Below are 25,393 nucleotides of genomic sequence, written 5' to 3' on the forward strand. Positions count from 1 at the left end.
GTCACGGCACCAGCACCACCGAGCCGACCGTCTTGCGGCCCTGCAGGTCGCGGTGTGCCTGTTCGGCGTCGGCCAGCCGGTACCGTTCGCTGACCGTCACGGTGATGGTCCCCGTGGCGATCGCGTCGAGGACTTCGCCTGCGCGCCAGCCGAATTCGTCGGCGGTACCGGTGTAGTGCGCCAGGCTCGGCCTGGTCAGGAACACCGACCCGGCGGCGTTGAGCCGCTGCGGATCGAACGGCGGCACGGGGCCGCTGGCCGCGCCGAACAGCGCCAGCGTGCCGCGCTTGGCCAGGCTGGCCAGGCTGGCCTCGAACGTCGCCGCGCCGACCCCGTCGTAGACCGCGGCCACGCCCTTGCCGTCGGTGAGTTCGCGGATCCGGGCGCCGAACTCCTGCGGGTCGTCGGGGTAGTCGAGCACCGCGACGGCGCCGGCCTGCCTCGACAGTTCGGCCTTGTCGGGGGTGGACACCGTGGTGATGACCCGGGTGGCGAGGCTGGTCGCCCACTGGGTCAGGATCAGCCCGACGCCGCCTGCGCCTGCGTGCAGCAGCACGGTGTCGCCCTGCTGGACCGGGTAGGTCGACTTGATCAGGTAGTGCGCGGTGGTGCCCTTCAGCAGCGCTGAGGCGGCCACCTCCGACGGTACGGACTCCGGCACGTAGACCACGAAATCAGCTGGCGCAAGGGAAAACTCGGCGTATGCGCCGAACGCCTTGTCGGTGACCACCCGGTCGCCGACGCCGAGTGCGGGGACGTCGTCGCCGACCGCCTCGATGGTGCCGCACACCTCGGTGCCCACCACGAACGGCAACTCACGCGGGTACAGCCCGGACCGGAAGTAGGTGTCGATGAAGTTCACGCCGATCGCCTCGGCCCTGATCAGCACCTGCCCCGGGCCCGGGGTGGGTGGCGGCTTCTCGACGTGGCGCAGGACTTCGGGTCCGCCGGTCTCGGCGACTTCGATCGCGTACATGGCTCCATCATTGCCGAACATCCGCCGGCCGCTCGGATCGCCCTGTGCTGGCATCATTCGACCATGAAGCTGGCCCGTCCCGACCTCCGCCACCCGCGCATCGTGCTCGCGGGCTGTCCGGCGCTGCCGGAGGGCGACGGCGACGACGCCGGACTGGTCGAGGCGCTGCGCGGGCGCGGACTCCATGCCCGCTGGCGGTCGTGGGACGATCCGGCGACGCTCGAGGCCGACCTGGTGGTCCTGCGTGCGACGTGGGACTACGTGGAGCGGTTCGACGAGTTCCTGGCCTGGACGCGGCGGGTGCGCAATCTCCTCAACGGCGCAGGCGTGGTCGCCTGGAACACCGACAAGCGCTACCTCTCCGATCTCGAACGACTCGGCGTACCCACGGTGCCGAGTCGGTTCTTTGCGCCGGGTGAACCCGTGCGGCTGCCTGCGGGAGAGGTGGTGGTCAAGCCGGCCGTCGGCGCGGGGGCTGGGGGAGCGCGCCGGTTCGCCGATGCGGCCGCGGCCCGTGCCCACGCCCGCGCGTTGCACGGCGCCGGCTCCACGGTGCTGGTGCAGCCGTACGACGCCCGCATCGAAGACGGTGAGACGGCGATGGTGTTCCTGGCCGGGCGCGCGTCGCACGCGTTCACCAAGGCTCCGCTGCTGCCCGCCGCAGGGCCGCCGGTGTTCGACGAGACGGGCACCTTCGCCGAGGAGTCGCTGACGCCTGCCGATCCCGACCACGAGCTCTGGGACGTCGGATACGCCGCGCTGGCGGCCGCTGCCGCCGAGACGGGCGTCACGCCCGGGGATTTTCTCTACGCCCGGATCGACGTCATCGGCGGGATCGACGATCCCCGGCTGCTCGAACTCGAGCTGGTGGAGCCGTCACTGGGGTGGCGGCTGTTGGACGCCGACACCAGGGACCGCCGTCAGCGCGACTTCGCCCTCGGCGTCGAGGCCGCGCTCGACCGGCTCGGGCTGGGTCCGCTGTCGCATCGACGCCCATAGGGCGGCGGTGGCCGCCGTGCACGCCGCGGCGCCGGCGACGTGCAGTGCCACCAGTGCCGCGGGGATGTCGAGGGCGTACTGCACCCGCCCGACCAGTGCCTGGGCCGCGACGAGTGCCAGCAGGACGGCGAGGCGCCGCATGACGTTGCGGGGGGCGGCGACCGCGCGGAGGCCGAAGACGAGTGCCACCAGCAGGGACAGGTAGGCGACCAGCAGCGTCGCGTGCATCACCACGAGGGTGACGATCTCGACCTCGAGGCGCGGCACCGGAGCGTCGATGCTCTTGTCGCCGGCGTGCGGACCCGCGCCGGTGACCAGTGTTCCGGTGACCAGGACGGCGGCCAGCGCGATCCCGGTCAGGAGTGTCAACTGCCGCAACGGTTTCGGGACGGTGCGTTCGGCCACCCCGTCGTCGGGCTCGCCGATCTTGACGTAGAGCAGCACCGCCACCCAGACCATCGTCATTGAGGCCAGCAGGTGGATCGCGACGGTCCACCACAGCAGGCCCGTCAGCACGGTGATCCCGCCGATCACCGCCTGCACGACGGTCGATGCCGGCATCAGCCACGCGTACACGAGGACCTCGCGGCGGCGGCGGGCCCGCACCACGGCGAGCACCGCAAGGGCGGCGGTGAGCACGACCAGGAAGGTGATCAACCGGTTGCCGAACTCGACGGCCTGGTGGATGCCCGGCACCTCGGCGTGCGGGACGGGGGTGAAGCTGCCGGGGAAGCATTGCGGCCAGGTGGGGCAGCCCAGGCCCGACGCGGTGACCCGCACGATCGCACCGGTGACCGCGATGCCGCCCTGGGTCAGGATCACCGCGACGGCGATCGCGCGCTGCACGCCGAGGCTCGGCATCGGGAGCCGGTCGACAAGGCCGACGAACAGGCCGGTGAACATGCGTCGCACGCCCCGATGGTAGGCGATGGCCAACTACATGCCGTAGTAGGGCGTCAGGGGGCGGCTTGTCGCGGGGCGGCGAACGGCACCAGCACCTCGTCGACGAGCTGCACCACGAGGTCGTCGGTGATCGGGTCGCCGGTGATCAGCAGCCGGTGCCACAGCACGCTCTGGCCGAGTTCGCGAGCCAGCTCCACCGGAACGTCGGGCCGCACGTCCCCGCGCTCGATGCCGCGCTGCAGCAGTGCGGCCATCTCGGCCTTGCGCCAGCCGATGACGTCCTGCTGGAACGTCGTCGTGAGCACGGGGTCGTGGGCGGCCGCGGCGATCGCCGCGCGCAGCACGGCGGCGTCCGGTCCGGTGAACAACGCGGCCCATCCCCGCAGCACGGCCAGCATGTCCGTGCGGTAGCTCCCGGTGTCGTGGTGCGGGATCGCCGTGGTCGCCAGGCCGAGCAGCGTGTCGCGCATGAGTGCCGTGGCGTCGGGCCACCGCCGGTAGAGCACGGGCTTGCTCGTCTTCGCCGCCGCGGCGACCGCCTCCATGGTGACGCCACCCGGGCCGTGGTCGGCCAGCAGTTTCAGTGCCGCCGAACGGATCGCCGCATCGAGCTCTTCGCCGTGCCGCCGCTGCATGCCACCTCCTCGAAGAAACGCTTGCGTATCTTAGCGCGCCCGCATACGGTTCTAAGAAACGTTTCCGTATCTTGGAGGTGGCGATGTCCCACGACACGACGTTCCCGGAGCCCCGTCCGGTGCTCTATCCGATGCGCACCGTCGACACCGCAGTGGTGCGGTACACCGCACTCCCGCACCACCGGCGCCGGATCACCATCGACCACCGGCCACTGCCGGGCATCACCCCGGCGATGCTGCTCGACTGGTTCAGCAACCTCGGCGGCACGATGTCCTACGGCGGCAAGGTCATCGACCGCTATCTCGCGTGGCATCCGGTCGACCACATCCGATGGGAACTGGCGCGACCTGCCCCGACCGGGGGCGCCGCAGAAGGTGCGCGGTTCCACATGGTCGAGGCGTTCGGCGGCCGGCCCGAACATCTGGTGGACGAGGTCGCCCGCGTCGAGAAACTCGACGAGACAGGGATCCGCCTCGTGCTGCGGGTGGCCGGCGTCATCGTCTTCCAGCTCGAGCACACCTGGTCGACCGGCGCCGACGGCGCGCACTACGTCACGGTCATGGACCTCGGCACCCGCAGACTCTCGCCGGTCAACCGCATCGTGTCCGGCCACTTCCCCGAAGACAAGACCCGCGCGTGGGTGAAGCACAACATCGAAGAGGTCGGACAGCTCGAGTTCCTGCTGCCCGAGCTCGCGCGGTCAGGTGAAGCGGAACCAGCGCAGCGCGCATAGCCCGGCCACCGCGCCCCAGACGGCGAGCACGGCGAGGCCGAACCAGTCGACAGACAACGTCATCGCCTGCGTCAGCGACTCGGTCAGCGCACCCGACGGCGTCAGCCGCGCCGCCCACGCCACGGCGCCCGGCACCGTCTGGCCCTCCAGCGTCAGCGCGCCGAAACCGGCGAAGACGAACCACAGCAGGTTGGCCACCGCCAGCACGATCTCGGCGCGCAGGGTCCCGCCGAGCAGCAGCCCGAGCGCCGCGAAAACTGCGGTGCCCAGGGCGATCACCACCGCGCCGAGCGCAAGCCCGGCCAGCGCGGGCCGCCAGCCCAGCGCGACACCGATGGCGCCGAGCACGATCGACTGCAGGAACACCACCGCGACCACCGCCAGTGACTTGCCGACGATGATGCCCCACACCGGAAGTGCGGTGGCGCCCAAGCGTTTCAGTGCCCCATAGCGGCGGTCGAACGCCACCGCGATGGCCTGCCCGGTGAACGCCGTCGAGATGACCGCGAGCGCCATCACAGCGGGCACGAACGTGGCGGCGCGGTCGTCGCCGAAGGACCCGAGCGGCAGCAGGATCAATCCGGCGAGCAGTGTGATCGGGATGAACATGGTGAGCAGCAACTGCTCGCCGTTGCGCAGCAGCAGCTTCAGTTCCAGGTTGAACTGCGCGGCCAGCATGGTCGGCACCGTCGCCGGCCGCGGGTCGGGGGAGAAGGTGCCCGGCGCGAACCGATTGGGGACGCCCCTCGGATCGCGCGTCATATTCTGCTCCTCGCGCAAGCGCTCGTCACGGCCGCAGCTCCCGTCCGGTCAGGTCGAGGAAGACGTCCTCGAGGCTGCGCTGCTCCACCCGCATGTCGGTGGCGAGCACGTCCAGCCGTGCGCACCACGCCGTCACCGTCGCCAGCACCTGCGGGTCGATGTGACCCTCGACGAGGTACTCACCGGGCGCGGCCTCGACCGCCTGGTAGCCCTCGGGCAGCGCGGCGACGAGCAGCGCCAGGTCGAGCATCCGCGGGGCGCGGAACCTCAACTGGTTCTCGGCGCCGGAGCGCATCAGCTCGGCGGGCGTGCCGGTGGCCACCGCCACGCCGTGGTCGATGATCACCAGCCGGTCGGCCAGTTCCTCGGCCTCGGTCAGCTGGTGGGTGGTCAGCACGACGGTCACTCCGTCGCGACGCAGCCCGTCGATCAACTCCCACACCACGATTCGCGCGTGCGCGTCCATCCCGGCGGTCGGCTCGTCGAGGAACACCAGCTCGGGACGTCCCACTACCGCGCAGGCCAGCGCCAGCCGCTGCTGCTGGCCGCCGGACAGCCGGCGGTAGGTGGTGCGCGCCACCTCGGTCAGCCCGAGGGTGTCCATCAGCCACTGCGGGTCGAGCGGGTCGGCGGCGTACGCAGCCACCAGCGCGAGCATCTCACCGGCGCGGGCGGCCGGGTAGCCGCCGCCGCCCTGCAGCATGACGCCGATCCGCTCCCGCAGCCTGGCGTTGTCCGAGACCGGATCGAGGCCGAGGATCTCGATGGAGCCGGCGTCCGGCCGCAGGAAGCCCTCGCACATCTCGATGGTCGTGGTCTTGCCCGCGCCGTTGGGCCCCAGCAGTGCCAGCACCTCGGCCCGCTGCACGTCGAGGTCGAGTCCCGATACCGCCGTCGTCGACCCGTACCGCTTGGTCACCCCGCGCAGCAGTACGGGAACAGCGGATCCGGACGTCACGGGGATTCAGCGTATGCGTCGGTGCTCGACGGGTGCTGCCGCGGTGGCGGTGACGGCTGCGCATCGGGAGTGTTCTCGGCCACCGCGTCGGTGTCCGGGACGTCGTCGGCATCGGGGTCCGGGATCGGTCGCCACGGCAACCGGCGCCAGGTGAGCACGATCAGCAGCGCGACCACCAGCGTGCTGGCGAGCGTGGCCATCACGATCTGGAACAACGTGAACCGGTCGCCGTTGGCGGTGGGCCCGAAGATGCCGATGACCAGCGTGATCGCGATCGTCGAACCCCGGAAACCCGGGCGGGTGGCCCAGGCCGCCAGCGGGATGATCGCCCACAGCAGGTACCAGGGCTGCACCACCGGGAACAGCAGCACCGTCGCACCCAGGGCGACACCCAGTCCGCCGACGGGGTGCAGCCGGCCGCGCAGCACCGCCAGCAGCAGCCAGGTGACCAGGATGGCGATGATGATCACACCGATGGCGCGGGTGAGGGCCAGCACAGCGGTGGTGTGATCGCCGAGGCCGAGCAGGATGCCGACCTGACCGGTGCCCAGCGCGATCAGGGTGGGCGGGGACATCCAGCTGCGCACCACGTTCGCGGTGCCCAGCGTGAACAGCCAGCCGAACCCCAGCCCGCTGGCCCAGCCGATCACCGCCATCACCGCCACCGACAGCGCGGTCAATGACCCGCCTGCGATCACGAACGCCTTGACCGTGCCGCCCCACCGGCAGGCCAGTGCCATCGCCACGAACCCCAGCGCCAACAGCGACGGCAGCTTGACCTGCGACGACAGCGCGATCAGCACCGCCCCGACGACGAGCATGGCCAGCGGATACCAGCGGTGCCAGTCGGCGCGGGTGACCGGCCTGCGCAGCGGCCGTGGCAGCAGCGGTTGGGCGGCGTCGATCCCGCGCAACGCGAACTCGGTGCCCGCCAGCATCAGGCCCAGCATCAGCGCCTCGTTGTGGATGCCTGCGACCAGGTGCATGAACAGCAGCGGGTTGCACGGCCCCAGCCACAGCGCGCTGACCTCGGCGACACCGCAGCGGCGGGCCAGCCGCGGGGTGGCCCAGACGATGAGGCCGACGCCGAGCAGGACGACCAGCCGGTGGAACAGCACCGCCCAGACGATGTTCTGGCCGGTGACCGTCGAGATGCCCTCGCCGATCCACAGGAACAGCGGGCCGTAGGGCGCCGGAGTCTCCCGCCACAGGTTGGGCACCGACAGCGTGAACACGTGGTCCAGCCCGAGGCCGGTGGCCGGGCCCACCTTGTACGGGTCGAGGCCGAGCCGCGAGATCTCGCTCTGGGCCAGGTAGGAGTACACGTCGCGGCTGTACATCGGCGGGGCGAGCAGCAGTGGGAGCGCCCACAGCAGCAGCGTGCGGTCCACCTGGCCGCGCGACATCCGGCGGCTGCCGAGCGCGAACCGGCCGAGCATCAGCCAGGCCAGCGCCATCATCACCGCGCCGGTGGTGGTCATGGTCAGCGAGACGGTCTGGATCCGCGAGGGCAGGTTGAGCAGCCGGACCCCGAAGGTGGGATCCTGGACCACGGGCCGCGCACCGGCGCCCAGCGCGCCGATCGCCATCAGCACCGTGCCGGTGGCGCCGAACAGCCGGGTGCGGCGCAGCGCCACCATCTCGGCGCTGTTGAGCGGGGAACCGGCGACCGGCTCGTCGCCGTGCCATCGGGCGATCGAGGAGCTGAACATCTGGAGGCGCCCGGCCAGTGGAGCCATCAGAGCAGACTAACTGTCGGGGGTGTGGTGACTTTCACGCTCGCGGTAAGGGTCCCCTTGCTGGAACCGGTCAGGTAATTCCGACACAATGGTGTTGTGGAATTCGACCGGGAGCGAGCTGCGGACATGACGCCTGCCGTCGTGCCCGCCTCGGACGGCCACACCCGCACGGCCATCATCCAATTGCTGATGGAGGGGCCGATCACCGCCGGCCAGATCGGCGACCGTCTCGGCATCTCCGCCGCAGGCGTCCGCCGTCACCTCGACGCCCTGATCGACGCGGGCGACGCGCAGGCCAGCGCGGCGGAGGCGTGGCAGCACTCGGGCCGCGGCAGGCCCGCCAAGCGTTACCGGCTGACCGCCGCGGGCCGCGCCAAGCTCGGCCACGCCTACGACGACCTGGCGGTCGCGGCGATCCGCCAGCTGCGCGAGATCGGCGGCGACGACGCCGTGCGCACCTTCGCCCGCCGCCGGATCGACACCATCCTGTCGGGAGTAACCGAGGGCCCCGATGGCGTTGAAGCCACTGCGGACCGGGTGGCCGCGGCGCTGACCCGGGCCGGCTACGCCACCACCACGACCACCACGCCGGCGGGCGGACCCGTCCACGGCGTGCAGATCTGTCAGCACCACTGTCCGGTCTCGCACGTCGCCGAGGAGTTCCCGGAGCTGTGCCAGACCGAGCGTGAGGCGTTCGCCGAGATCCTGGGCACCCACGTCCAGCGGCTGGCCACGATCGTCAACGGCGACTGCGCCTGCACCACCCACGTACCACTCGCCAAGGAACTTCGGCACACAGCCCGCGCCGAAGCCGCCACCACAACCCAAGGAGCGTCGACATGACCGCTACCCCCGAGACCTCGGTCGCCAAGGCCGAGCCGTTGACCCAGGACGAGACCATCGCCTCGCTCGGGAAGTACGGGTACGGCTGGTCGGACTCCGACGTCGCCGGTGCCAGCGCGCAGCGCGGGCTGTCCGAGGCAGTGGTCCGTGACATCTCGGCGAAGAAGAGCGAGCCGGAGTGGATGCTCGAGACCCGGCTGCGGGCACTGCGCACCTTCGACAAGAAGCCGATGCCCAACTGGGGCTCAGACCTCGACGGCATCCACTTCGACAACATCAAGTACTTCGTGCGGTCCAGCGAGAAGCAGGCCGCCACGTGGGACGATCTGCCCGCCGACATCAAGAACACCTACGACAAGCTCGGCATCCCCGAGGCCGAGAAGCAGCGCCTGGTGTCCGGTGTCGCCGCGCAGTACGAGTCCGAGGTGGTCTACCACTCCATCCGTGAGGACCTCGAGGCCCAGGGCGTCATCTTCCTGGACACCGACACCGCCCTCAAGGAGCACCCGGAGCTCTTCAAGCAGTACTTCGGCACGGTGATCCCGGCGGGCGACAACAAGTTCTCGGCGCTCAACACCGCGGTGTGGTCGGGCGGGTCGTTCATCTACGTGCCCAAGGGCGTGCACGTCGACATCCCGCTGCAGGCCTACTTCCGGATCAACACCGAGAACATGGGCCAGTTCGAGCGGACGCTGATCATCGTCGACGAGGACGCCTACGTGCACTACGTCGAGGGCTGTACCGCGCCGATCTACAAGAGCGACTCGCTGCACTCGGCGGTCGTCGAGATCATCGTCAAGCCCGGCGGCCGGTGCCGCTACACCACCATCCAGAACTGGTCGAACAACGTCTACAACCTGGTCACCAAGCGGGCCAGGGCCGAGGCGGGCGCCACCATGGAGTGGGTCGACGGCAACATCGGCTCCAAGGTCACGATGAAGTACCCGGCCGTGTGGATGACCGGTGAGCACGCCAAGGGTGAGGTGCTCTCGGTGGCGTTCGCCGGCGAGGGTCAGCACCAGGACACCGGTGCCAAGATGCTGCACCTGGCGCCGCACACGTCGTCCAACATCGTGTCCAAGTCGGTCGCCCGCGGCGGCGGCCGGGCGTCCTACCGCGGCCTGGTCCAGGTCAACAAGGGCGCCTACGGTTCCCGTGCGAGCGTCAAGTGCGATGCGCTGCTGGTCGACACGATCAGCCGGTCGGACACCTACCCGTACGTCGACATCCGCGAGGACGACGTCACGATGGGCCACGAGGCCACGGTGTCCAAGGTCAGCCAGGACCAGTTGTTCTACCTGATGAGCCGCGGCCTCACCGAGGACGAGGCGATGGCGATGGTGGTGCGCGGGTTCGTCGAGCCGATCGCCAAGGAACTGCCGATGGAGTACGCGCTGGAGCTCAACCGACTGATCGAGCTGCAGATGGAAGGCGCGGTCGGCTGATGGGGGCGAGCGAAGCGACGGGGAACAGGCAGTGACTGAGACGAACCTGACCACCGCCGTCGAGGGAGGCACGAAGCCGGGCTCGGCCCTCGCAGGCGCCAACAAGGGTGAGCAGTTCGCGTCGTTCGACGTGGCCGCCTTCGAGGTGCCCGGCGGCCGCGACGAGCTGTGGCGGTTCACCCCGCTGCGGCGGCTGCGCGGGCTGCACGACGGCTCGGCTCCCGCGACCGGGCGCGCCGCGATCGAGGTCACGGAGCGGCCCGGCGTGACGGTCGAGACGGTGCAGCGCGGTGACGACCGGCTCGGCCAGGCCGGGGTGCCTGCTGATCGTGTTGCGGCGCAAGCTTTCTCGTCGTTCGAATCCGCGACCATCGTGACGGTCGCGCGCGGCACCGAGGTGGCCGAGCCGATCGAGGTCGTCGTCAACGGCCCGGGCGAGGGCGCAGTGGCGTACGGACACCTGCAGATCCGCGTCGAGGAACTGGCCAGGGCCATCGTCGTCGTCGACCTGCGCGGCAGCGGAACCTACGCCGACAACGTCGAGATCCTCGTCGGCGACTCCGCCGGCGTCGGGGTGATCTGGATCGCCGACTGGGCCGACGACATGGTCCACGTCAGCGCGCATCACGCCCGGTTGGGCCGCGACGCCGTGCTCGGACACGTCAACGTCACCCTCGGTGGGGATGTCGTGCGCACCACGGCGACGGTGCGGTACACCGGCCCAGGCGGCGAAGCCCAGATGCTCGGCACCTACTTCGCCGACGACGGCCAGCACTTCGAGTCGCGACTGCTCGTCGACCACTCGCAGCCCAACTGCAAGTCCGACGTGCTCTACAAGGGCGCACTGCAGGGCGATCCGGACTCCGACCGGCCCGACGCGCACACGGTGTGGATCGGCGACGTGCTGATCCGCGCCGAGGCCACCGGCACCGACACCTTCGAGGTCAACCGCAACCTGGTGCTGACCGACGGGGCCCGCGCCGACTCGGTGCCGAACCTGGAGATCGAGACCGGCGAGATCGTCGGCGCCGGACATGCCAGCGCCACAGGGCGTTTCGACGACGAGCAGTTGTTCTACCTGAGGGCGCGCGGCATCCCCGAGGAGCAGGCCCGCCGGCTGGTGGTGCGCGGATTCTTCGGCGAGATCATCGCCAAGATCGCCGTGCCCGCCGTGCGCGAGCGCCTCACCGAAGCCATCGAACGAGAACTAGCGATCACGGAATCGAGAAGTAGCTGACATGACCACACTGGAAGTCAAGGACCTGCACGTCTCCGTCGTCTCCGCCGAGGACGGGACCGACATCCCGATCCTCAAGGGCGTCAACCTCACCGTGAAGTCGGGGGAGACCCACGCGGTGATGGGGCCCAACGGTTCGGGCAAGTCGACGCTGTCCTACGCGATCGCCGGGCACCCCAAGTACACCGTGACGTCCGGCTCGATCACCCTGGACGGCGAGGACGTCCTGGAGATGAGCATCGACGAGCGCGCCAGGGCAGGACTGTTCCTGGCCATGCAGTACCCGATCGAGGTGCCCGGGGTGTCGATGTCGAACTTCCTGCGCACCGCGGCCACCGCGGTGCGGGGCGAGGCGCCGAAGCTGCGGCACTGGGTCAAAGAGGTCAAGACCGCGATGAGCGACCTCGACATCGACCCGACGTTCTCCGAGCGCAGCGTCAACGAGGGCTTCTCCGGCGGCGAGAAGAAGCGTCACGAGATCCTGCAGCTCGGTCTGCTGAAGCCGAAGATCGCGATCCTCGACGAGACCGACTCGGGTCTCGACGTCGACGCGCTGCGCATCGTCAGCGAGGGTGTGAATCGCTACGCGGAGGCCGAGAACGGCGGCGTGCTGCTCATCACGCACTACACCCGGATCCTGCGCTACATCCAGCCCCAGTTCGTCCACGTGTTCGTCGGTGGCCGGATCATCGAGTCGGGCGGCCCCGAGCTGGCCGACGAGCTCGAGGAGAACGGCTACGAACGCTTCACCCACGCTCCGGCGGCGGGATCCTAGGCGGCGCGATGACGGCCTCCACGGAACGCCCGGCCCTGGCGGTGGACCTCGAGACGGTTCGGGCGGACTTCCCGATCCTGTCGCGGGTGATGCGCGGCGGGAACCAGCTGGCGTACCTCGATTCCGGTGCGACGTCGCAGAAGCCGCGGCAGGTGCTCGACGCCGAGCGTGACTTCCTCACCACGTCCAACGGTGCGGTGCACCGCGGTGCGCACCAGCTGATGGAGGAGTCCACCGACGCCTACGAGCAGGGCCGCGCCGACATCGCGGCGTTCGTCGGCGCCGACACCGACGAGCTGGTGTTCACCAAGAACGCCACCGAGTCGATCAACCTGGTGTCCTACGCGTTGGGGGACAACAGGTTCGAGGGCCGCGCCGTCGGGCCCGGCGACGTCATCGTCACCACCGAGCTCGAGCACCACGCCAACCTGATCCCGTGGCAGGAGTTGGCCCGCCGCACCGGTGCCACGCTGCGCTGGTACGGCGTGACCGAGGACGGGCGCATCGACCTCGACTCGTTGCAGCTCGACGAGCGCGTGAAGATCGTCGCGTTCAGCCACCACTCCAATGTCACCGGAGCGATCGCCCCGGTCGCCGAGCTGGTGGCGCGGGCCAAGCAGGTCGGCGCGCTCACGCTGCTGGACGCCTGCCAGTCGGTGCCGCACCAGGCCGTCGACTTCCACGCGCTCGACGTCGACTACGCCGCGTTCTCGGGGCACAAGATGCTGGGCCCCACCGGAATCGGTGTGCTCTACGGCCGTCGTGAGCTGCTCGATGCGATGCCGCCCTTCATCACCGGCGGGTCGATGATCGAGACCGTCACGATGGAGGCCACCACCTACGCCCCGGCGCCGCAGCGCTTCGAGGCGGGCACCCCGATGACGTCACAGGTCGTCGGATTGGCCGCTGCCGCCCGCTATCTCGATGCGCTGGGCATGGACGCCGTCGAGGCGCACGAGGCCCGACTGGTCGAAGCCGCCCTCGACGGGCTGGCCGGCATTCCGGGTGTCCGGGTCGTCGGGCCGACCGACATGGCCGACCGTGGTTCGCCGGTGAGCTTCGTCGTCGACGGCGTGCACGCCCACGACGTCGGGCAGGTGCTCGACGACGAGGGCGTCGCCGTGCGGGTGGGGCACCACTGCGCGTGGCCGCTGCACCGCCGGTTCGGGATCCATGCCACCGCCAGGGCGTCCTTCGCGGTGTACAACACGCCCGACGAGGTGGACCGGTTGGTCGCGGGGATCAAGCGGGCCGTCGAGTTCTTCGGGCGGGATTGAGCGCACCGTGCGGATGGAGCAGATGTACCAGGAGGTGATCCTGGACCACTACAAACACCCGCACCACCGCGGACTGCGCGAACCCTTCGGCGCCGAGGTGCACCACGTGAACCCGACGTGCGGTGACGAGGTCACGCTGCGGGTGGCGCTGTCGGAGGATGGCGGGACGGTCGAGGACATCTCCTACGACGGTCAGGGCTGCTCCATCAGCCAGGCCGCGACGTCGGTGCTCACCGACCAGGTGATCGGCCAGAGTGTCGACCAGGCACTGTCGACGGTCGCGGCGTTCACCGAGATGGTGTCGTCGCGCGGCGCCGTCGAGGGCGACGAGGACGTGATCGGCGACGGCGTGGCATTCGCGGGCGTGGCCAAATACCCGGCGAGGGTGAAGTGTGCGCTGCTGGGCTGGACGGCTTTCAAGGCCGCGCTGGCGCAGGCGTCAGAAGAATTCGAGGAGGCAGGATGACCGCACCCGATGAGCTGTTGGCCGATCTGGAGGAGGCGATGCGTGACGTCGTCGATCCCGAACTCGGCATCAACGTCGTCGACCTTGGCCTGGTGTACGGGCTGAACATCGAGGAGGGCGACGGCGGCAACGTCGCGCTGATCGACATGACGCTGACCTCGGCGGCGTGCCCGTTGACCGATGTGATCGAGGACCAGTCGCGCAACGCACTCGTGGGTGCGGGGCTGGTCGACGAGATCAAGATCAACTGGGTGTGGAATCCACCGTGGGGTCCGGACAAGATCACCGAGGACGGCCGCGAACAGCTGCGGGCGCTCGGCTTCACCGTCTGACGCGTCGAATCTGCCGGTCAGCCGGCCGCACCGGGGCACAATGACCGGATGGTCACCGTACCTGCGGCGGTGTGGCGTGGCGGACCCGTCGCGCGGGCGCTGATCGTCGGCGCCGCGGTCGGCGTGTTCCTCGGTGTGCTCGCCTGGCTCGACTCGGGGCAGGTCGTGGCCGGCGTGGTCGTCACCGTCGTCGTGGGCGGGGCCTACGGCATCGTGATGCAACGCCGGATGGCGCGGTTCTGGCCGGGCGCCGCGGCGCTCACCGGCGACGAGCGGGTTGCCGTCGCCCGCGCCGCACGCCGTGGCGAACCGGTCGGATCACCGCGCCTGGGGCAGGCGCTCGCCGAGTACGGATCGGGGATGCGCGCGGCTGCCGAGACGGCCCGGCCGTACCGCTGGCTGATCCCGTTCGTCCTCGTCGTCGGGGTGGTGATGGCCGTGTGGGACGCGTTCTACGGCACCTGGGGCAACGCCGTGGTCTCGGCGATCTATCTCGCGCTGCTGCTGCTGGAGGTGTTCTGGTGGCCGCGGCGACAGCGGCAGCTGCTGGCCAACGCCGATCGCGCCGCGGTCGGGTAATCATTTCGTATGAGCCCCGATTACGTCGCCACCCGCAGGCAGCTGCGCGGTGTCGCCGAGAGCCTGATCGCCGGTCCGCAGCATCGCGCGGCGGGCACCATCCGCCTGGCGGTGCGGCCCGACGGCTTCACCGGTGTCTCGCTGCCGATCGCCGTGCAGGGCACGGAGCTGGTGTGGCCGCAGGGCAGCGCCGCGCTGGCCGGGCCGGTCGGTGCGCTCGCCACCGCCGCGGGCGTCACGGCCGGTCCGCCCGAAGGTGTCTACGACATCGTCGACCCACTGGCCGCCGATGCGGTGCTCGACATCGACCCGGCGGCGGCCGATCTGCTGTACCGCAGCCTCTACGCCGGTGGCTTCGCCATCAAACATGCTCTGCCCGAACAGCATCCGGTGCTCTGGCCGGAGCACTTCGACGTCGCGGCCACCGAGGGCGAGGTGAACTACGGCGTCTCGGCCGGCGACGACCACCACCCCTCGCCGTATGCCTACGTGGGCCCGTGGACCGCACGGCACGGCGCATTCTGGAACGCACCGTTCGGGGCGCTGCTGGCCCTCGACCCCGCCGACGACGTGGACGAACTGTCCCGGCGGATCGCGGATTTCTTCACCGAGGGCTGCGCCCGCGCCTCCGACCGCTGACCCGCAGGCAGGCGTGAACCGGCCGGCCGGCGGGAACAAGCATGTGGAACCCAACGTTAGGACAGTCGTGACAACGCAAGACATCACCGCAGAACAGTTCAACGACACCATCAACGACAACGACATCGTGCTGGTGGACTTCTGGGCGTCGTGGTGCGGGCCGTGTCGCGCGTTCGCGCCCACCTTCGCGGCCTCGGCCGAGAAGCACCCCGACGTCGTGCACGCCAAGGTGGACACCGAGGCCGAGCAGGAGCTGGCGCAGGCCGCCGACATCCGCTCGATCCCGACCCTGATGGTGTTCAAGAAGGGCAAGCTGGTGTTCAACCAGGCCGGCGCGCTGCCGCCGGCGGCTCTGGAGGACCTGGTGCAGAAGGTCAGGGAGTTCGACGTCGACGCGGCGATCGCCGCCCAGGACGACGGCGCGCAGGCCTAGCTGCCCGGGGGCTCGCGCCTGGCCCCGCGATAGCGTGCTCGGGTGACCGAAGCACAGCAGTTCGTCCTCGTCGACCGGCCGCGCCCGCAGGTGGCGCTGGTGACGCTCAACCGGCCCGAACGCATGAACTCGATGGCGTTCGACGTGATGGTTCCGCTGCGCGACGTGCTCGCCGAGCTGAGCCACGACAACTCGGTGCGCGCGGTGGTGCTCACCGGCGCGGGACGGGGCTTCTCCTCGGGAGCCGACCACAAGTCGGCAGGTTCGGTGCCGCACATCGACGGGCTCACCCGGCCGACGTTCGCGCTGCGGTCGATGGAGGTCCTCGACGAGGTGATCCTGGCGCTGCGCAAGCTCCACCAGCCGGTGATCGCGGCGGTCAACGGCGCCGCGATCGGCGGTGGGCTGTGTCTGGCGCTGGCCGCCGACATCCGCGTCGCGGCCACCGGCGCCTACTTCCGCGCCGCGGGCATCAACAACGGCCTGACGGCCAGCGAGCTGGGCCTGTCCTACCTGCTGCCCCGCGCGATCGGCTCGTCGCGGGCGTTCGAGATCATGCTCACCGGCCGTGACGTCGACAGCGCGGAGGCCGAGCGGATCGGCTTGGTGTCCCGGACGGTGCCCGAGGACGAGCTGCTCGAGGCGTGCTTCGACATGGCCGAGGGCATCGCCGCGTTCTCCCGCCCCGGTGTCGAGCTGACCAAGCGCACGCTGTGGTCCGGGCTGGACGCAGGCAGCCTCGAGGGGCACATGCAGGCCGAGGGGCTGGGGCAGCTGTTCGTGCGCCTGCTGACCGCCAACTTCGAGGAGGCGGTCGCCGCGCGTGCGGAGAAACGCCCCGCGGTGTTCACCGACGACAAGCCCTAGCCGCGTCCCCGGGACGGTGTGACGGCCGTCATCGGGTTGGCGTCTCCGGCCGGGCTGCGACTACCCTTGATGGGCTCACGGCTATCCGTGAACTCACCACATCAGCACCCCGCTTAGGAGCAGCCGTGATCACCGCAACGGACCTCGAGGTCCGCGCCGGGGCGCGCACCCTGCTCTCCACCGACGGCGCCGCGCTTCGCGTGCAGCCGGGCGACCGCATCGGTCTGGTGGGCCGCAACGGCGCGGGCAAGACCACCACCATGCGCATCCTGGCCGGCGAGGGCGAGCCGTACGCCGGCACGATCGCCAGGACAGGCGAGATCGGTTACCTGCCACAGGATCCTCGCGAAGGTGACCTCGACATGTTGGCGCGCGACCGGGTGCTCTCGGCCCGGGGTCTGGACACCCTGCTGGCCGACCTGGAGAAGCAACAGCTCCTGATGGCCGAGGTCGCCGATGACGCCACCCGGGACAAGGCGGTGCGTCGCTACGGTCAGCTCGAGGAGCGCTTCGCCGCGCTGGGTGGTTACGCCGCCGAGAGCGAAGCGGCGCGGATCTGCGCGAGCCTCGGCCTGGCCGAGCGGATCCTGACGCAACCACTGCGGACGCTGTCCGGCGGTCAGCGACGACGGGTCGAACTGGCCCGCATCCTCTTCGCGGCATCCGACACGGGTTCGGGTTCGGACACCACGCTCCTGCTCGACGAGCCGACCAACCACCTCGATGCCGACTCCATCGGCTGGTTGCGCGCCTTTCTGCAGAACCACTCCGGTGGGCTCGTGGTGATCAGTCACGACGTGGACCTGCTCGCCGACGTCGTCAACCGGGTGTGGTTCCTCGACGCGGTCCGCGGGGAGGCCGACGTCTACAACATGGGCTGGCAGAAGTATCTCGACGCCCGCGCCACCGACGAGCAGCGTCGCCGCCGGGAACGGGCGAACGCGGAGAAGAAGGCGTCCGCGCTGCGTACCCAGGCCGCCAAGATGGGCGCCAAGGCCACCAAAGCCGTCGCCGCGCAGAACATGCTGCGCCGCGCCGAGCGGATGATCGCCGAGCTCGACGACGAGCGGGTGGCCGACAAGGTTGCGAAGATCCGGTTCCCGACGCCTGCGGTGTGCGGTCGGACGCCGTTGGTGGCCAAGGGGCTGACCAAGACCTACGGTTCGCTGGAGATCTTCACCGGCGTCGACCTGGCGATCGACAAGGGCTCGCGCGTCGTCGTACTCGGCCTCAACGGTGCGGGCAAGACGACGCTGCTGAGGATCCTGGCCGGAGTGGAGAAAGCCGACGCCGGTGCCATCGAACCCGGCCACGGCCTGAAGATCGGATACTTCGCCCAAGAGCACGACACCATCGACGGGAACGCCTCGGTGTGGGAGAACATCCGTTATGCCGCCCCCGACACCGGCGAACAGGATCTGCGAGGCCTGTTGGGCGCGTTCATGTTCAGCGGTGCGCAGCTGGACCAGCCGGCCGGCACACTCTCCGGCGGCGAGAAGACCCGGCTGGCGCTCGCCGGACTGGTCGCGTCCACGGCGAACGTCCTCCTGCTCGACGAGCCGACGAACAACCTCGACCCCGCATCGCGTGAACAGGTGCTCGACGCGCTGCGCAGCTACGTCGGCGCCGTCGTCCTGGTGACGCACGACCCGGGCGCCGCCGAGGCCCTCGACCCGCAGCGGGTGGTGTTGTTGCCCGATGGCACCGAGGACTTCTGGTCCGACGAGTACCGCGATCTCATCGAACTGGCGTAGCCAGAAAGCGAACCCTTTGTGGAATTCGCCCCGCCTCTTGGTTGACAGTTCCTAACCTGGGTACTCGTCGGGACAGTCGGGGCTAACACGGCGGGGAGATGTCGATGAAAGATGCCAACAAGTCCCGGGAGCAGTTGCTGACGGAGCTTCGTAGCGCATACGAAAGCGGAGCGAGCATTCGCTCCCTGGTGACCAAAACGGGCCGGTCCTACGGGTCGGTGCACAGCATGCTGCGCGAAGCGGGTGTCACGATGCGCAGCCGGGGCGGGCCGAATCACCGGACCCGCCGCGCCAGTTGACGATCACTGCTGCCGCACCGACGCCTCGACGAGGTCCAGCACCGCGCTGAGTTTCTCGGGGTCGTCGCCTGACGCGAGTCGTGCGACGATGCCGTCGAGAACCAGATCCAGATACACGTGCAGCACCTCGCTGGGAACGTCGTCGCGCAACCGGCCGGCCTGCTTCTGGCGACGCAACCGCGCGGTGATCGCCGTGGTCAACTCCGCCGACCGCTCCGACCACCCCTGGTGGAAGGCGGGGTCGTTGCGGAGTTTGCGGGCGATCTCCAGCCGGGTGGCCAGCCAGTCGAACTGCTCGGGTGCCGCGAGCAAGTCGCGCATCACCTGGATGAGGCCCTCGCGCGACGCCACCTCCGCCATCCGCTCGGCGTCCTCACGGGCGAGTTCGAAGAACAGCGTGTCCTTGTCCCGGAAGTGATGGAAGATCGCGCCGCGCGACAGCCCGATGGTCTGTTCGAGCCGCCGCACGGTCGCGTTCTCGTACCCGTTCTCGGCGAAGCAGCGTCGAGCGCCGTCGAGGATCTGGCGGCGGCGGGCCGCCAGATGGTCGTCCGTTACCCGCGGCAAGGGTCAACTCCTCGTGCAGCGCTCGCCGGCACGTGCTACTTGGACCGCAGCATGTTGCGCAGCACGTACTGCAGGATGCCGCCGTTGCGGTAGTAGTCCGCCTCCCCGGGGGTGTCGATCCGGACCACGGCGTCGAACTCGATGGGATCCCCACCGTCCTTGGTGGCCTTGACGTGCACGGTCTTGGGCGTCTTGCCCTCGTTGAGGTCCTCGATCCCGGTGATGTCGAAGGTCTCGGTGCCGTCCAGCTTCAACGACGCCGCCGACTCGCCCTCGGGGAACTGCAGCGGGATCACGCCCATGCCGATCAGGTTCGACCGGTGAATGCGCTCGAAGGACTCGACGATCACCGCGCGCACACCGAGCAGCGACGTGCCCTTGGCCGCCCAGTCGCGCGACGACCCGGACCCGTACTCCTTGCCGCCCAGCACGACCAGGGGAGTGCCCTGCTCAGCGTAGTTCTGCGCGGCGTCGTAGATGAACGCCTGCGGCGCGTCATCCTGGGTGAAATCGCGGGTGTAGCCGCCGGATACGTCGTCGAGCAACTGGTTCTTCAGCCGGATGTTGGCGAAGGTACCGCGGATCATCACCTCGTGATTGCCGCGGCGCGACCCGTAGGAGTTGTAGTCGTTCTTGTCCACGCCGTGTTCGTCCAGATACTCCGCCGCGGGGGTGCCGGGCTTGATGCTGCCCGCCGGCGAGATGTGGTCGGTGGTCACCGAGTCGCCCAGAAGGGCCAGGACGCGGGCACCGGTGATGTCGGTGACCGGCTCGGGCTCGGCGGGCATCCCGTCGAAGTACGGAGGCTTGCGCACGTACGTCGAATCCTGGTCCCAGTCGAACGTGTCACCGCTGGGCGTGGGCAGGTTGCGCCACCGCTCGTCGCCCTTGAACACGTCGGCGTAGTTCTTGACGAACATCTCGGTGTTGATCGCCGAGGCGATGGTGTCGGTGATGTCCTGCTGCGTCGGCCAGATGTCCTTGAGGAACACGTCGTTGCCGTCGTCGTCCTGCCCCAGCGGGTCGGACTCGAAGTCGAAGTCCATGGTGCCGGCCAGCGCGTAGGAGATGACCAGCGGCGGAGAGGCCAGGTAGTTCATCTTCACGTCGGGGTTGATCCGACCCTCGAAGTTGCGGTTGCCGGACAGCACCGCGGTGACCGACAGGTCGGCGTCGTTGATCGCCTTGCTGACGTCCTCCGGCAGCGGACCGGAGTTACCGATGCAGGTGGTGCACCCGTACCCGACCAGGTAGAAGCCGAGCTTCTCCAGGTAGGGCCACAATCCGGCCTTGTCGTAGTAGTCGGTGACCACCTGCGAACCCGGCGCCATCGTGGTCTTCACCCACGGCTTGGTGGTCAGGCCCTTCTCGACGGCGTTCTTGGCCAGCAGCGCCGCCCCGATCATCACCTCGGGGTTGGAGGTGTTCGTGCAGGACGTGATCGCCGCGATCACCACCGCGCCGTGGTCGATGATGCAGTTGCCCACCTCGGCGGACTCGATCTTCACCGGCTTGCTCGGCCGGCCCTCGGCGCCGTTGGCTGCGGAGGGTCGCGCGTCCACCGACTTCTCGTCGGCGAACGACAGCGACACCGGGTCACTGCCTGGGAACGTCTCCTCGACCGCCTCGTCGACGTTGGAGTGCTCGGCGGAGTTGCCGTTCTCGACGTAGTTGTGGATGTCCTTGCGGAACGCCGACTTCGCGTCGTCGAGAGCGATGCGGTCCTGCGGGCGCTTGGGCCCGGCGATCGAGGGCACGACGTCGGCCAGGTCGAGTTCCAGGTACTCGGAGAACTTCGGCTCGCGGGACGGGTCGTGCCACATGCCCTGTTCCTTGGCGTACGCCTCGACCAGCGCCAGCTTCTCCTCGCTGCGACCGGTCATCCGCAGGTAGTCGATCGTCACCTCGTCGATCGGGAAGATGGCTGCGGTGGAGCCGAACTCGGGGCTCATGTTGCCCAACGTGGCCCGGTTGGCCAGCGGCACCTCGGCGACGCCCTCACCGTAGAACTCGACGAACTTGCCGACCACGCCGTGCTTGCGCAGCATCTCGGTGACCGTGAGCACCACGTCGGTGGCGGTCACGCCGGGGCGGCGCTCGCCCGACAGCTTGAAACCGACGACGCGGGGGATGAGCATCGACACCGGCTGGCCCAACATCGCGGCCTCGGCCTCGATGCCGCCGACGCCCCAGCCCAGCACGCCGACGCCGTTCTCCATGGTGGTGTGGCTGTCGGTGCCCACGCAGGTGTCGGGGTAGGCCACCCCGTCGCGCTCCATGACGACCGAGGCCAGGTACTCGATGTTGACCTGGTGGACGATGCCGGTGCCGGGCGGGACGACCTTGAAGTCGTCGAAGGCGCCCTGTCCCCAGCGCAGGAACTGGTAGCGCTCGCCGTTGCGCTCGTACTCGATCTCCACGTTGCGCTCGAAGGCGTTCGCGGTGCCGAACAGGTCGGCGATCACCGAGTGGTCGATCACCAGGTCGGCCGGCGCCAGCGGGTTGACCTGCTGCGGGTCGCCGCCCAGGTCGCCGACGGCCTCACGCATGGTGGCCAGGTCGACGATGCACGGCACGCCGGTGAAGTCCTGCATGATCACGCGCGCCGGGGTGAACTGGATCTCGATGCTGGGATCGGCCTCCGGGTCCCACTTGGCGATCGCCTCGATGTGGTCCTTGGTGATGTTGGTGCCGTCCTCGGTGCGCAGCAGGTTCTCCGCGAGCACCTTGAGGCTGTAGGGCAGCTTGTCGGTGCCCTCCACCGCGTCGAGGCGGTAGATCTCGTAGTTTTTGTCCCCGACTGTCAGCGTGTCGCGGGCTCCGAACGAATTCGGCGAATCCTTGCTGCTCACTTCAACTCCCGGCTGTCAACGTGCCGCGACGGGCTGTGTCGGCGGCGTTCCGATTCTAACAGTACGCTTGTCCTGCAAAGAACCCAAGGGGGGTTTGTCCAGTCTCGTCGCCCCCGGTGGCGCGTGCCACCGGACGGGTACCCACCCTCGTACCGGGGACTCACCCGAATCGCTTCCTTGCTTCCGCGCCGACCCCTTCCCCGGGTCGCTTCGCTCCTGCCCGCCGACCCCTTCCCAAGGTCGCTTCGCTCCTGCCCGCCGACCCCTTCCCCGGGTCGCTTCGCTCCTGCCCGCCGGACCGATTCGGTACCTTCCTCCTGTGACCGGACCTCACGTGCCGCCGTTCCTGCCCGCCTTCATCCCGCAGGAGTTGTGTCAGACCGTCGGCGTGGACCCCGCGCAGCCCGGGGCCATCGCCACGTGCGTCGACATCGTCCGCACCGACGTGGACGGGGACGGCGTGAGCGCCCGGGGCGCCTCGCCCGAACAGGTCGCGGCGCTGCAACAGGTGGTCGCCGACGCCCGGGCCGACGGCATCGACCTCAAGGTCGTCGTCCTGGACCGCAACCCCGCGATCGACACACCGCTGCGCGACGTCGCCACCGAGATCGGCGAGGCCTACCCGGATTCGACAGTGCTCGTCCTGAGCCCTTCCTATGCCGGCACGTACAGCACGACGTTCGACCGCGTCACGCTCGAGGCGGGCCAGGACCTCGCCAAGACCGGCGACCCGGTGCAGTCGTCCGCCAATTTCGTCAGCCAGTTGCAAACCGGGGATTTCCCCTGGACGGCATTGACGATTGTGCTTGTCGTCGGGGTGGTCGCGGCTACCGTTGCCACGCGGTTGCTGCAGATACGTGGCAAACGTGCTCATGCACGTCGAAAAACGGAAAGCGTTGTGCAGCAGCCCTAGTGGCAGCGCCGCGGTGATGGCGGCAAATTATAAACATCACAATTCGGTCACGCCCAATTCAATTACAAGCGTGTAATTTGTGACTTAAGTTTCTTTAGCGTCCATTGTGACGTACGGTGCGTTCGGTGCCTATTGATGCAGTTGTGCAGGATGTGACTGACGCGATCAGAGGTGCCGCTGTGACTGCGTATCGCCGCGCATCCGTTGATCTCGAGGAGACCTGAGTCGACATGAGACCCTTCTCTCGCGCCTCGGCGTACCGGATCTGCGCTCTACCCCTTGCTGCGGGCATGCTGGTCGCCACCGCACTGTGGAGCGGCCCGGTGGCCGCGGCGGACCCCAGCGGCGCCGCCGGAGTGGCCGGCCTGGTGGCGGAGGTCGCCAACGCCAACCAGGAACTGCAGGAACTCGGCGCCGCCGTGCAGGCCCAGCAGGAGAGCGTGAACAAGGCGATCGTCGACGTACAGAACGCCCGCGATGCGGCCGCCGCCGCCCAGCGCGAGGTCGAGGCCAGCCGCACCGGCATCGAGGACGCCAACATCGCCATCGCCGCCGCCCAGAAGCGCTTCGACACCTTCGCGGCGGCCACCTACGTCAACGGCCCGTCGAGCTCGTACTTGACCGCGTCCGACCCGGCGGACGTCATCTCCACCGCCGCCACCGGACAGGCGCTCTCGACCAGTTCGCAGCAGGTGCTCGCGAATCTGCAGCGGGCCCGCACCGAGCAGGTGAACAGGGAGTCGGCGGCACGGCTGGCCAAGCAGAAGGCCGACGAGGCCGCGACCGCCGCGCAGGTCAGCCAGGATGCCGCGGTGACGGCGCTGACGCAGGCTCAGGGCACCTTCGGCTCCCAGCAGGCTGAGCTGACCCGGCTCACCGCCGAGCGGAGTGCCGCCCAGGCGCGGCTCGAGCAGGCCAGGGCGGCGAATCCCGGACCGGCGCCCGCTGGCGCGCCTGCGCCGCTCGCCCGCAACACCGATCCCGCGGGCAACTGGGACCGCACCGCAGCGACGGCGCCCGGAGGCGCGAAATGGGACACCGCGTGGGATCCCACCCTGCCGGCGATCCCCAGCGCATTCGTCAGCGGCGACCCGATCGCGATCATCAACGCCGTCCTCGGCATCGCGGCGACGTCGGGCCAGGTGACTCAGCAGATGGGCCGCGGGTTCCTGCAGAAGCTGGGCCTGCTGCCAACACCGACGGGTTACACCAACGGCGCAATTCCGCGAGTTTACGGTCGTCAAGCGGTCGAGTTGGCGATCAGGCGAGGGATGTCTCAGCTGGGGGTGCCTTACTCGTGGGGCGGCGGCAACGCTGCGGGGCCGAGCCGCGGAATCGATTCCGGTGCAAACACAGTCGGATTCGACTGCTCCGGACTCATCCTGTACATGTTCGCCGGCGTCGGCATCAAACTCGACCATTACTCGGGATCGCAATACAACGCGGGACGCAAGGTTCCATCGGCCCAGATGAGGCGCGGTGATCTCATTCCATACGGTCCCGACGCGAGCCAACACATCGCCGTGTACCTCGGCGACGGTACGATGCTCGAGGCGCCCTACACGGGTTCGGTCGTCAAGATCTCGCCGGTGCGGACCAGTGGTATGACGCCGTACGTGACCCGTCTCATCGAGTGGTGAACCGGGTGCTCCTGTTCTTCCGCAATACTTTCGGCTGCGCGAAGCGTCTCGGCCTGCTGATTGCGGCGATCGCGCTGGCGTTCGGCCTGGCGGTGCCCGCCACCGCCGCGCCCGACGACGGCCAGTGGGATCCCACGCTGCCGAAGCTGATCAGCGCCGGCGCACCCGGTGACCCGCTCGCCATCGCCAACGCGTCGCTGGCGGCCACCGCGCAGGCCACCGAGGTCACCATGGGCCTCGGCAAGAAGTTCCTGCAGAACATCGGACTGGCACCCAAGGACGCCGTGCCCGCCGGTGTGGCGCCCGGCGTGGTGCGCGGCCCGCAGGCCGTCGAGTACGCCATCCGCCGCGGCGCTTCCCAGATGGGTGTGCCCTACTCCTGGGGCGGCGGCAAGCCCAACGGCCCCAGCCGAGGCATCGACTCCGGAGCGAACACCGTCGGCTTCGACTGCTCGGGATTCACCCAGTTCTCGTTCGCCGGGGTGGGCGTGCTCATCCCGAAGTACTCCGGCGACCAGTACGACACCGGCCGCAAGGTGCCCGTCGCGCAGGCCAGACGTGGCGACCTATTGTTCTGGGGGCCTGGCGGCACACAACACGTCGCGATATATCTCGGAAACGGCCAACTCCTGGAGGCGGCGAGTAGTAAAGGCAGGGTGAGTGTCAATCCCCTACGCACCGCCGGTCTGCAACCGTACGCGACACGGATCATCGAGTACTGACCGCAACCTGAGGGCAGCCTGAGGCATCGTGGGCGACGTCGACGGAT

General features: G+C 69.3%; 25 protein-coding genes. 17 read left to right on the plus strand and 8 right to left on the minus strand.

The genetic code is table 11. From position 1 onward, the window contains the following. Position 1: 1 nt before the first annotated feature. From ACPCHZ_RS23355 to ACPCHZ_RS23365, 3 genes are all read right to left on the minus strand, one after another. Positions 2-976, minus strand: a complete 975-nt coding sequence (locus ACPCHZ_RS23355; RefSeq protein WP_423486935.1) for a quinone oxidoreductase family protein — start codon at positions 974-976, stop codon at positions 2-4. Between the two features lie 876 nt (positions 977-1,852). Continuing rightward, positions 1,853-2,878 (minus strand): COX15/CtaA family protein, encoded by a 1,026-nt coding sequence (locus tag ACPCHZ_RS23360; RefSeq protein WP_423487101.1) that lies wholly within the window; start codon positions 2,876-2,878, stop codon positions 1,853-1,855. A 53-nt stretch (positions 2,879-2,931) separates the two neighbouring features. After that, a complete protein-coding gene (locus ACPCHZ_RS23365) occupies positions 2,932-3,513 on the minus strand; it encodes a TetR/AcrR family transcriptional regulator (protein WP_423486936.1) in 582 nt (193 codons plus the stop codon). An 83-nt stretch (positions 3,514-3,596) separates the two neighbouring features. On the opposite strand from ACPCHZ_RS23365, the gene ACPCHZ_RS23370 reads away from it, so the two are divergent. Next, positions 3,597-4,247, plus strand: a complete 651-nt coding sequence (locus tag ACPCHZ_RS23370) for a hypothetical protein (protein WP_423486937.1) — start codon at positions 3,597-3,599, stop codon at positions 4,245-4,247. Here ACPCHZ_RS23370 and ACPCHZ_RS23375 read toward each other — a convergent pair. The 3 genes from ACPCHZ_RS23375 to mptB are packed head-to-tail and all read right to left on the minus strand — an operon-like array spanning position 4,215 to position 7,679. After that, complete coding sequence (locus ACPCHZ_RS23375) at positions 4,215-5,009, minus strand: ABC transporter permease (protein ID WP_423486938.1); 795 nt, start codon at positions 5,007-5,009, stop codon at positions 4,215-4,217. The genes ACPCHZ_RS23370 and ACPCHZ_RS23375 overlap by 33 nt on opposite strands. 25 nt (positions 5,010-5,034) lie before the next feature. After that, positions 5,035-5,967 (minus strand): ABC transporter ATP-binding protein, encoded by a 933-nt coding sequence (locus tag ACPCHZ_RS23380; RefSeq protein WP_364979831.1) that lies wholly within the window; start codon positions 5,965-5,967, stop codon positions 5,035-5,037. Continuing rightward, positions 5,964-7,679 carry a polyprenol phosphomannose-dependent alpha 1,6 mannosyltransferase MptB gene (mptB, locus tag ACPCHZ_RS23385; protein ID WP_423487102.1) on the minus strand — a complete coding sequence of 572 codons (1,716 nt, stop codon included), beginning with the start codon at positions 7,677-7,679 and terminating at the stop codon, positions 5,964-5,966. Before mptB ends, ACPCHZ_RS23380 begins: the two co-directional genes overlap by 4 nt. Before the next feature lie 153 nt (positions 7,680-7,832). Between mptB and ACPCHZ_RS23390 the strand changes: the two genes are divergently transcribed. The 13 genes from ACPCHZ_RS23390 to ACPCHZ_RS23450 all read left to right on the plus strand — a co-directional run bounded on the left by ACPCHZ_RS23390 (position 7,833) and on the right by ACPCHZ_RS23450 (position 18,652). Beyond that, positions 7,833-8,549 carry a helix-turn-helix transcriptional regulator gene (locus tag ACPCHZ_RS23390; RefSeq protein ID WP_423486939.1) on the plus strand — a complete coding sequence of 239 codons (717 nt, stop codon included), beginning with the start codon at positions 7,833-7,835 and terminating at the stop codon, positions 8,547-8,549. Continuing rightward, positions 8,546-9,994: a Fe-S cluster assembly protein SufB gene (gene sufB, locus ACPCHZ_RS23395; protein ID WP_423486940.1), complete on the plus strand. Its 1,449-nt coding sequence runs from the start codon at positions 8,546-8,548 to the stop codon at positions 9,992-9,994. Before ACPCHZ_RS23390 ends, sufB begins: the two co-directional genes overlap by 4 nt. A 31-nt stretch (positions 9,995-10,025) precedes the next feature. Then, positions 10,026-11,231 carry a Fe-S cluster assembly protein SufD gene (gene sufD / locus ACPCHZ_RS23400; protein ID WP_423486941.1) on the plus strand — a complete coding sequence of 402 codons (1,206 nt, stop codon included), beginning with the start codon at positions 10,026-10,028 and terminating at the stop codon, positions 11,229-11,231. A gap of 1 nt (position 11,232) precedes the next feature. Continuing rightward, positions 11,233-12,006: a Fe-S cluster assembly ATPase SufC gene (sufC, locus tag ACPCHZ_RS23405; protein WP_364979843.1), complete on the plus strand. Its 774-nt coding sequence runs from the start codon at positions 11,233-11,235 to the stop codon at positions 12,004-12,006. Between the two features lie 8 nt (positions 12,007-12,014). Further along, the gene (locus tag ACPCHZ_RS23410) at positions 12,015-13,283 is read left to right on the plus strand and encodes a cysteine desulfurase (protein ID WP_423486942.1); all 1,269 of its coding nucleotides are present in this window, start codon (positions 12,015-12,017) and stop codon (positions 13,281-13,283) included. Between the two features lie 13 nt (positions 13,284-13,296). Next, positions 13,297-13,749, plus strand: coding sequence for a Fe-S cluster assembly sulfur transfer protein SufU (gene sufU, locus ACPCHZ_RS23415; RefSeq protein WP_364980493.1), 453 nt, complete (start codon positions 13,297-13,299; stop codon positions 13,747-13,749). Beyond that, positions 13,746-14,081 carry a metal-sulfur cluster assembly factor gene (locus ACPCHZ_RS23420; protein ID WP_264013834.1) on the plus strand — a complete coding sequence of 112 codons (336 nt, stop codon included), beginning with the start codon at positions 13,746-13,748 and terminating at the stop codon, positions 14,079-14,081. The genes sufU and ACPCHZ_RS23420 overlap by 4 nt, the downstream gene beginning before the upstream one ends. 48 nt (positions 14,082-14,129) lie before the next feature. Next, the gene (locus tag ACPCHZ_RS23425; protein ID WP_423486943.1) at positions 14,130-14,660 is read left to right on the plus strand and encodes a hypothetical protein; all 531 of its coding nucleotides are present in this window, start codon (positions 14,130-14,132) and stop codon (positions 14,658-14,660) included. 9 nt (positions 14,661-14,669) lie between these two features. Next, positions 14,670-15,299 (plus strand): hypothetical protein, encoded by a 630-nt coding sequence (locus ACPCHZ_RS23430; protein ID WP_423486944.1) that lies wholly within the window; start codon positions 14,670-14,672, stop codon positions 15,297-15,299. Between the two features lie 67 nt (positions 15,300-15,366). Then, a complete protein-coding gene (trxA, locus tag ACPCHZ_RS23435; RefSeq protein WP_364979857.1) occupies positions 15,367-15,732 on the plus strand; it encodes a thioredoxin in 366 nt (121 codons plus the stop codon). 42 nt (positions 15,733-15,774) lie between these two features. Next, positions 15,775-16,599: an enoyl-CoA hydratase gene (locus ACPCHZ_RS23440; protein ID WP_423486945.1), complete on the plus strand. Its 825-nt coding sequence runs from the start codon at positions 15,775-15,777 to the stop codon at positions 16,597-16,599. Positions 16,600-16,724: 125 nt separating this feature from the next. Next, a complete protein-coding gene (locus ACPCHZ_RS23445; RefSeq protein WP_364979863.1) occupies positions 16,725-18,353 on the plus strand; it encodes an ABC-F family ATP-binding cassette domain-containing protein in 1,629 nt (542 codons plus the stop codon). A gap of 104 nt (positions 18,354-18,457) precedes the next feature. Next, positions 18,458-18,652, plus strand: a complete 195-nt coding sequence (locus ACPCHZ_RS23450; protein WP_364979866.1) for a helix-turn-helix domain-containing protein — start codon at positions 18,458-18,460, stop codon at positions 18,650-18,652. Positions 18,653-18,655: 3 nt separating this feature from the next. Here the strand turns inward: ACPCHZ_RS23450 and ACPCHZ_RS23455 are convergent, their stop codons facing one another. Continuing rightward, complete coding sequence (locus ACPCHZ_RS23455) at positions 18,656-19,219, minus strand: TetR/AcrR family transcriptional regulator (protein WP_423486946.1); 564 nt, start codon at positions 19,217-19,219, stop codon at positions 18,656-18,658. Positions 19,220-19,254: 35 nt separating this feature from the next. Next, positions 19,255-22,071 carry an aconitate hydratase AcnA gene (gene acnA, locus ACPCHZ_RS23460; protein WP_423486947.1) on the minus strand — a complete coding sequence of 939 codons (2,817 nt, stop codon included), beginning with the start codon at positions 22,069-22,071 and terminating at the stop codon, positions 19,255-19,257. Between the two features lie 319 nt (positions 22,072-22,390). On the opposite strand from acnA, the gene ACPCHZ_RS23465 reads away from it, so the two are divergent. The 3 genes from ACPCHZ_RS23465 to ripB all read left to right on the plus strand — a co-directional run bounded on the left by ACPCHZ_RS23465 (position 22,391) and on the right by ripB (position 25,346). Then, positions 22,391-22,984 (plus strand): DUF6676 family protein, encoded by a 594-nt coding sequence (locus ACPCHZ_RS23465; RefSeq protein WP_423486948.1) that lies wholly within the window; start codon positions 22,391-22,393, stop codon positions 22,982-22,984. 230 nt (positions 22,985-23,214) lie between these two features. Beyond that, a complete protein-coding gene (gene ripA / locus ACPCHZ_RS23470; RefSeq protein WP_423486949.1) occupies positions 23,215-24,624 on the plus strand; it encodes an NlpC/P60 family peptidoglycan endopeptidase RipA in 1,410 nt (469 codons plus the stop codon). Between the two features lie 53 nt (positions 24,625-24,677). After that, positions 24,678-25,346: an NlpC/P60 family peptidoglycan endopeptidase RipB gene (gene ripB, locus ACPCHZ_RS23475; RefSeq protein WP_423487103.1), complete on the plus strand. Its 669-nt coding sequence runs from the start codon at positions 24,678-24,680 to the stop codon at positions 25,344-25,346. Positions 25,347-25,393: the final 47 nt, after the last annotated feature.

The sequence above is a fragment of the Mycobacterium sp. NPDC050041 genome, from assembly GCF_049541695.1.
Lineage (GTDB): Bacteria > Actinomycetota > Actinomycetes > Mycobacteriales > Mycobacteriaceae > Mycobacterium.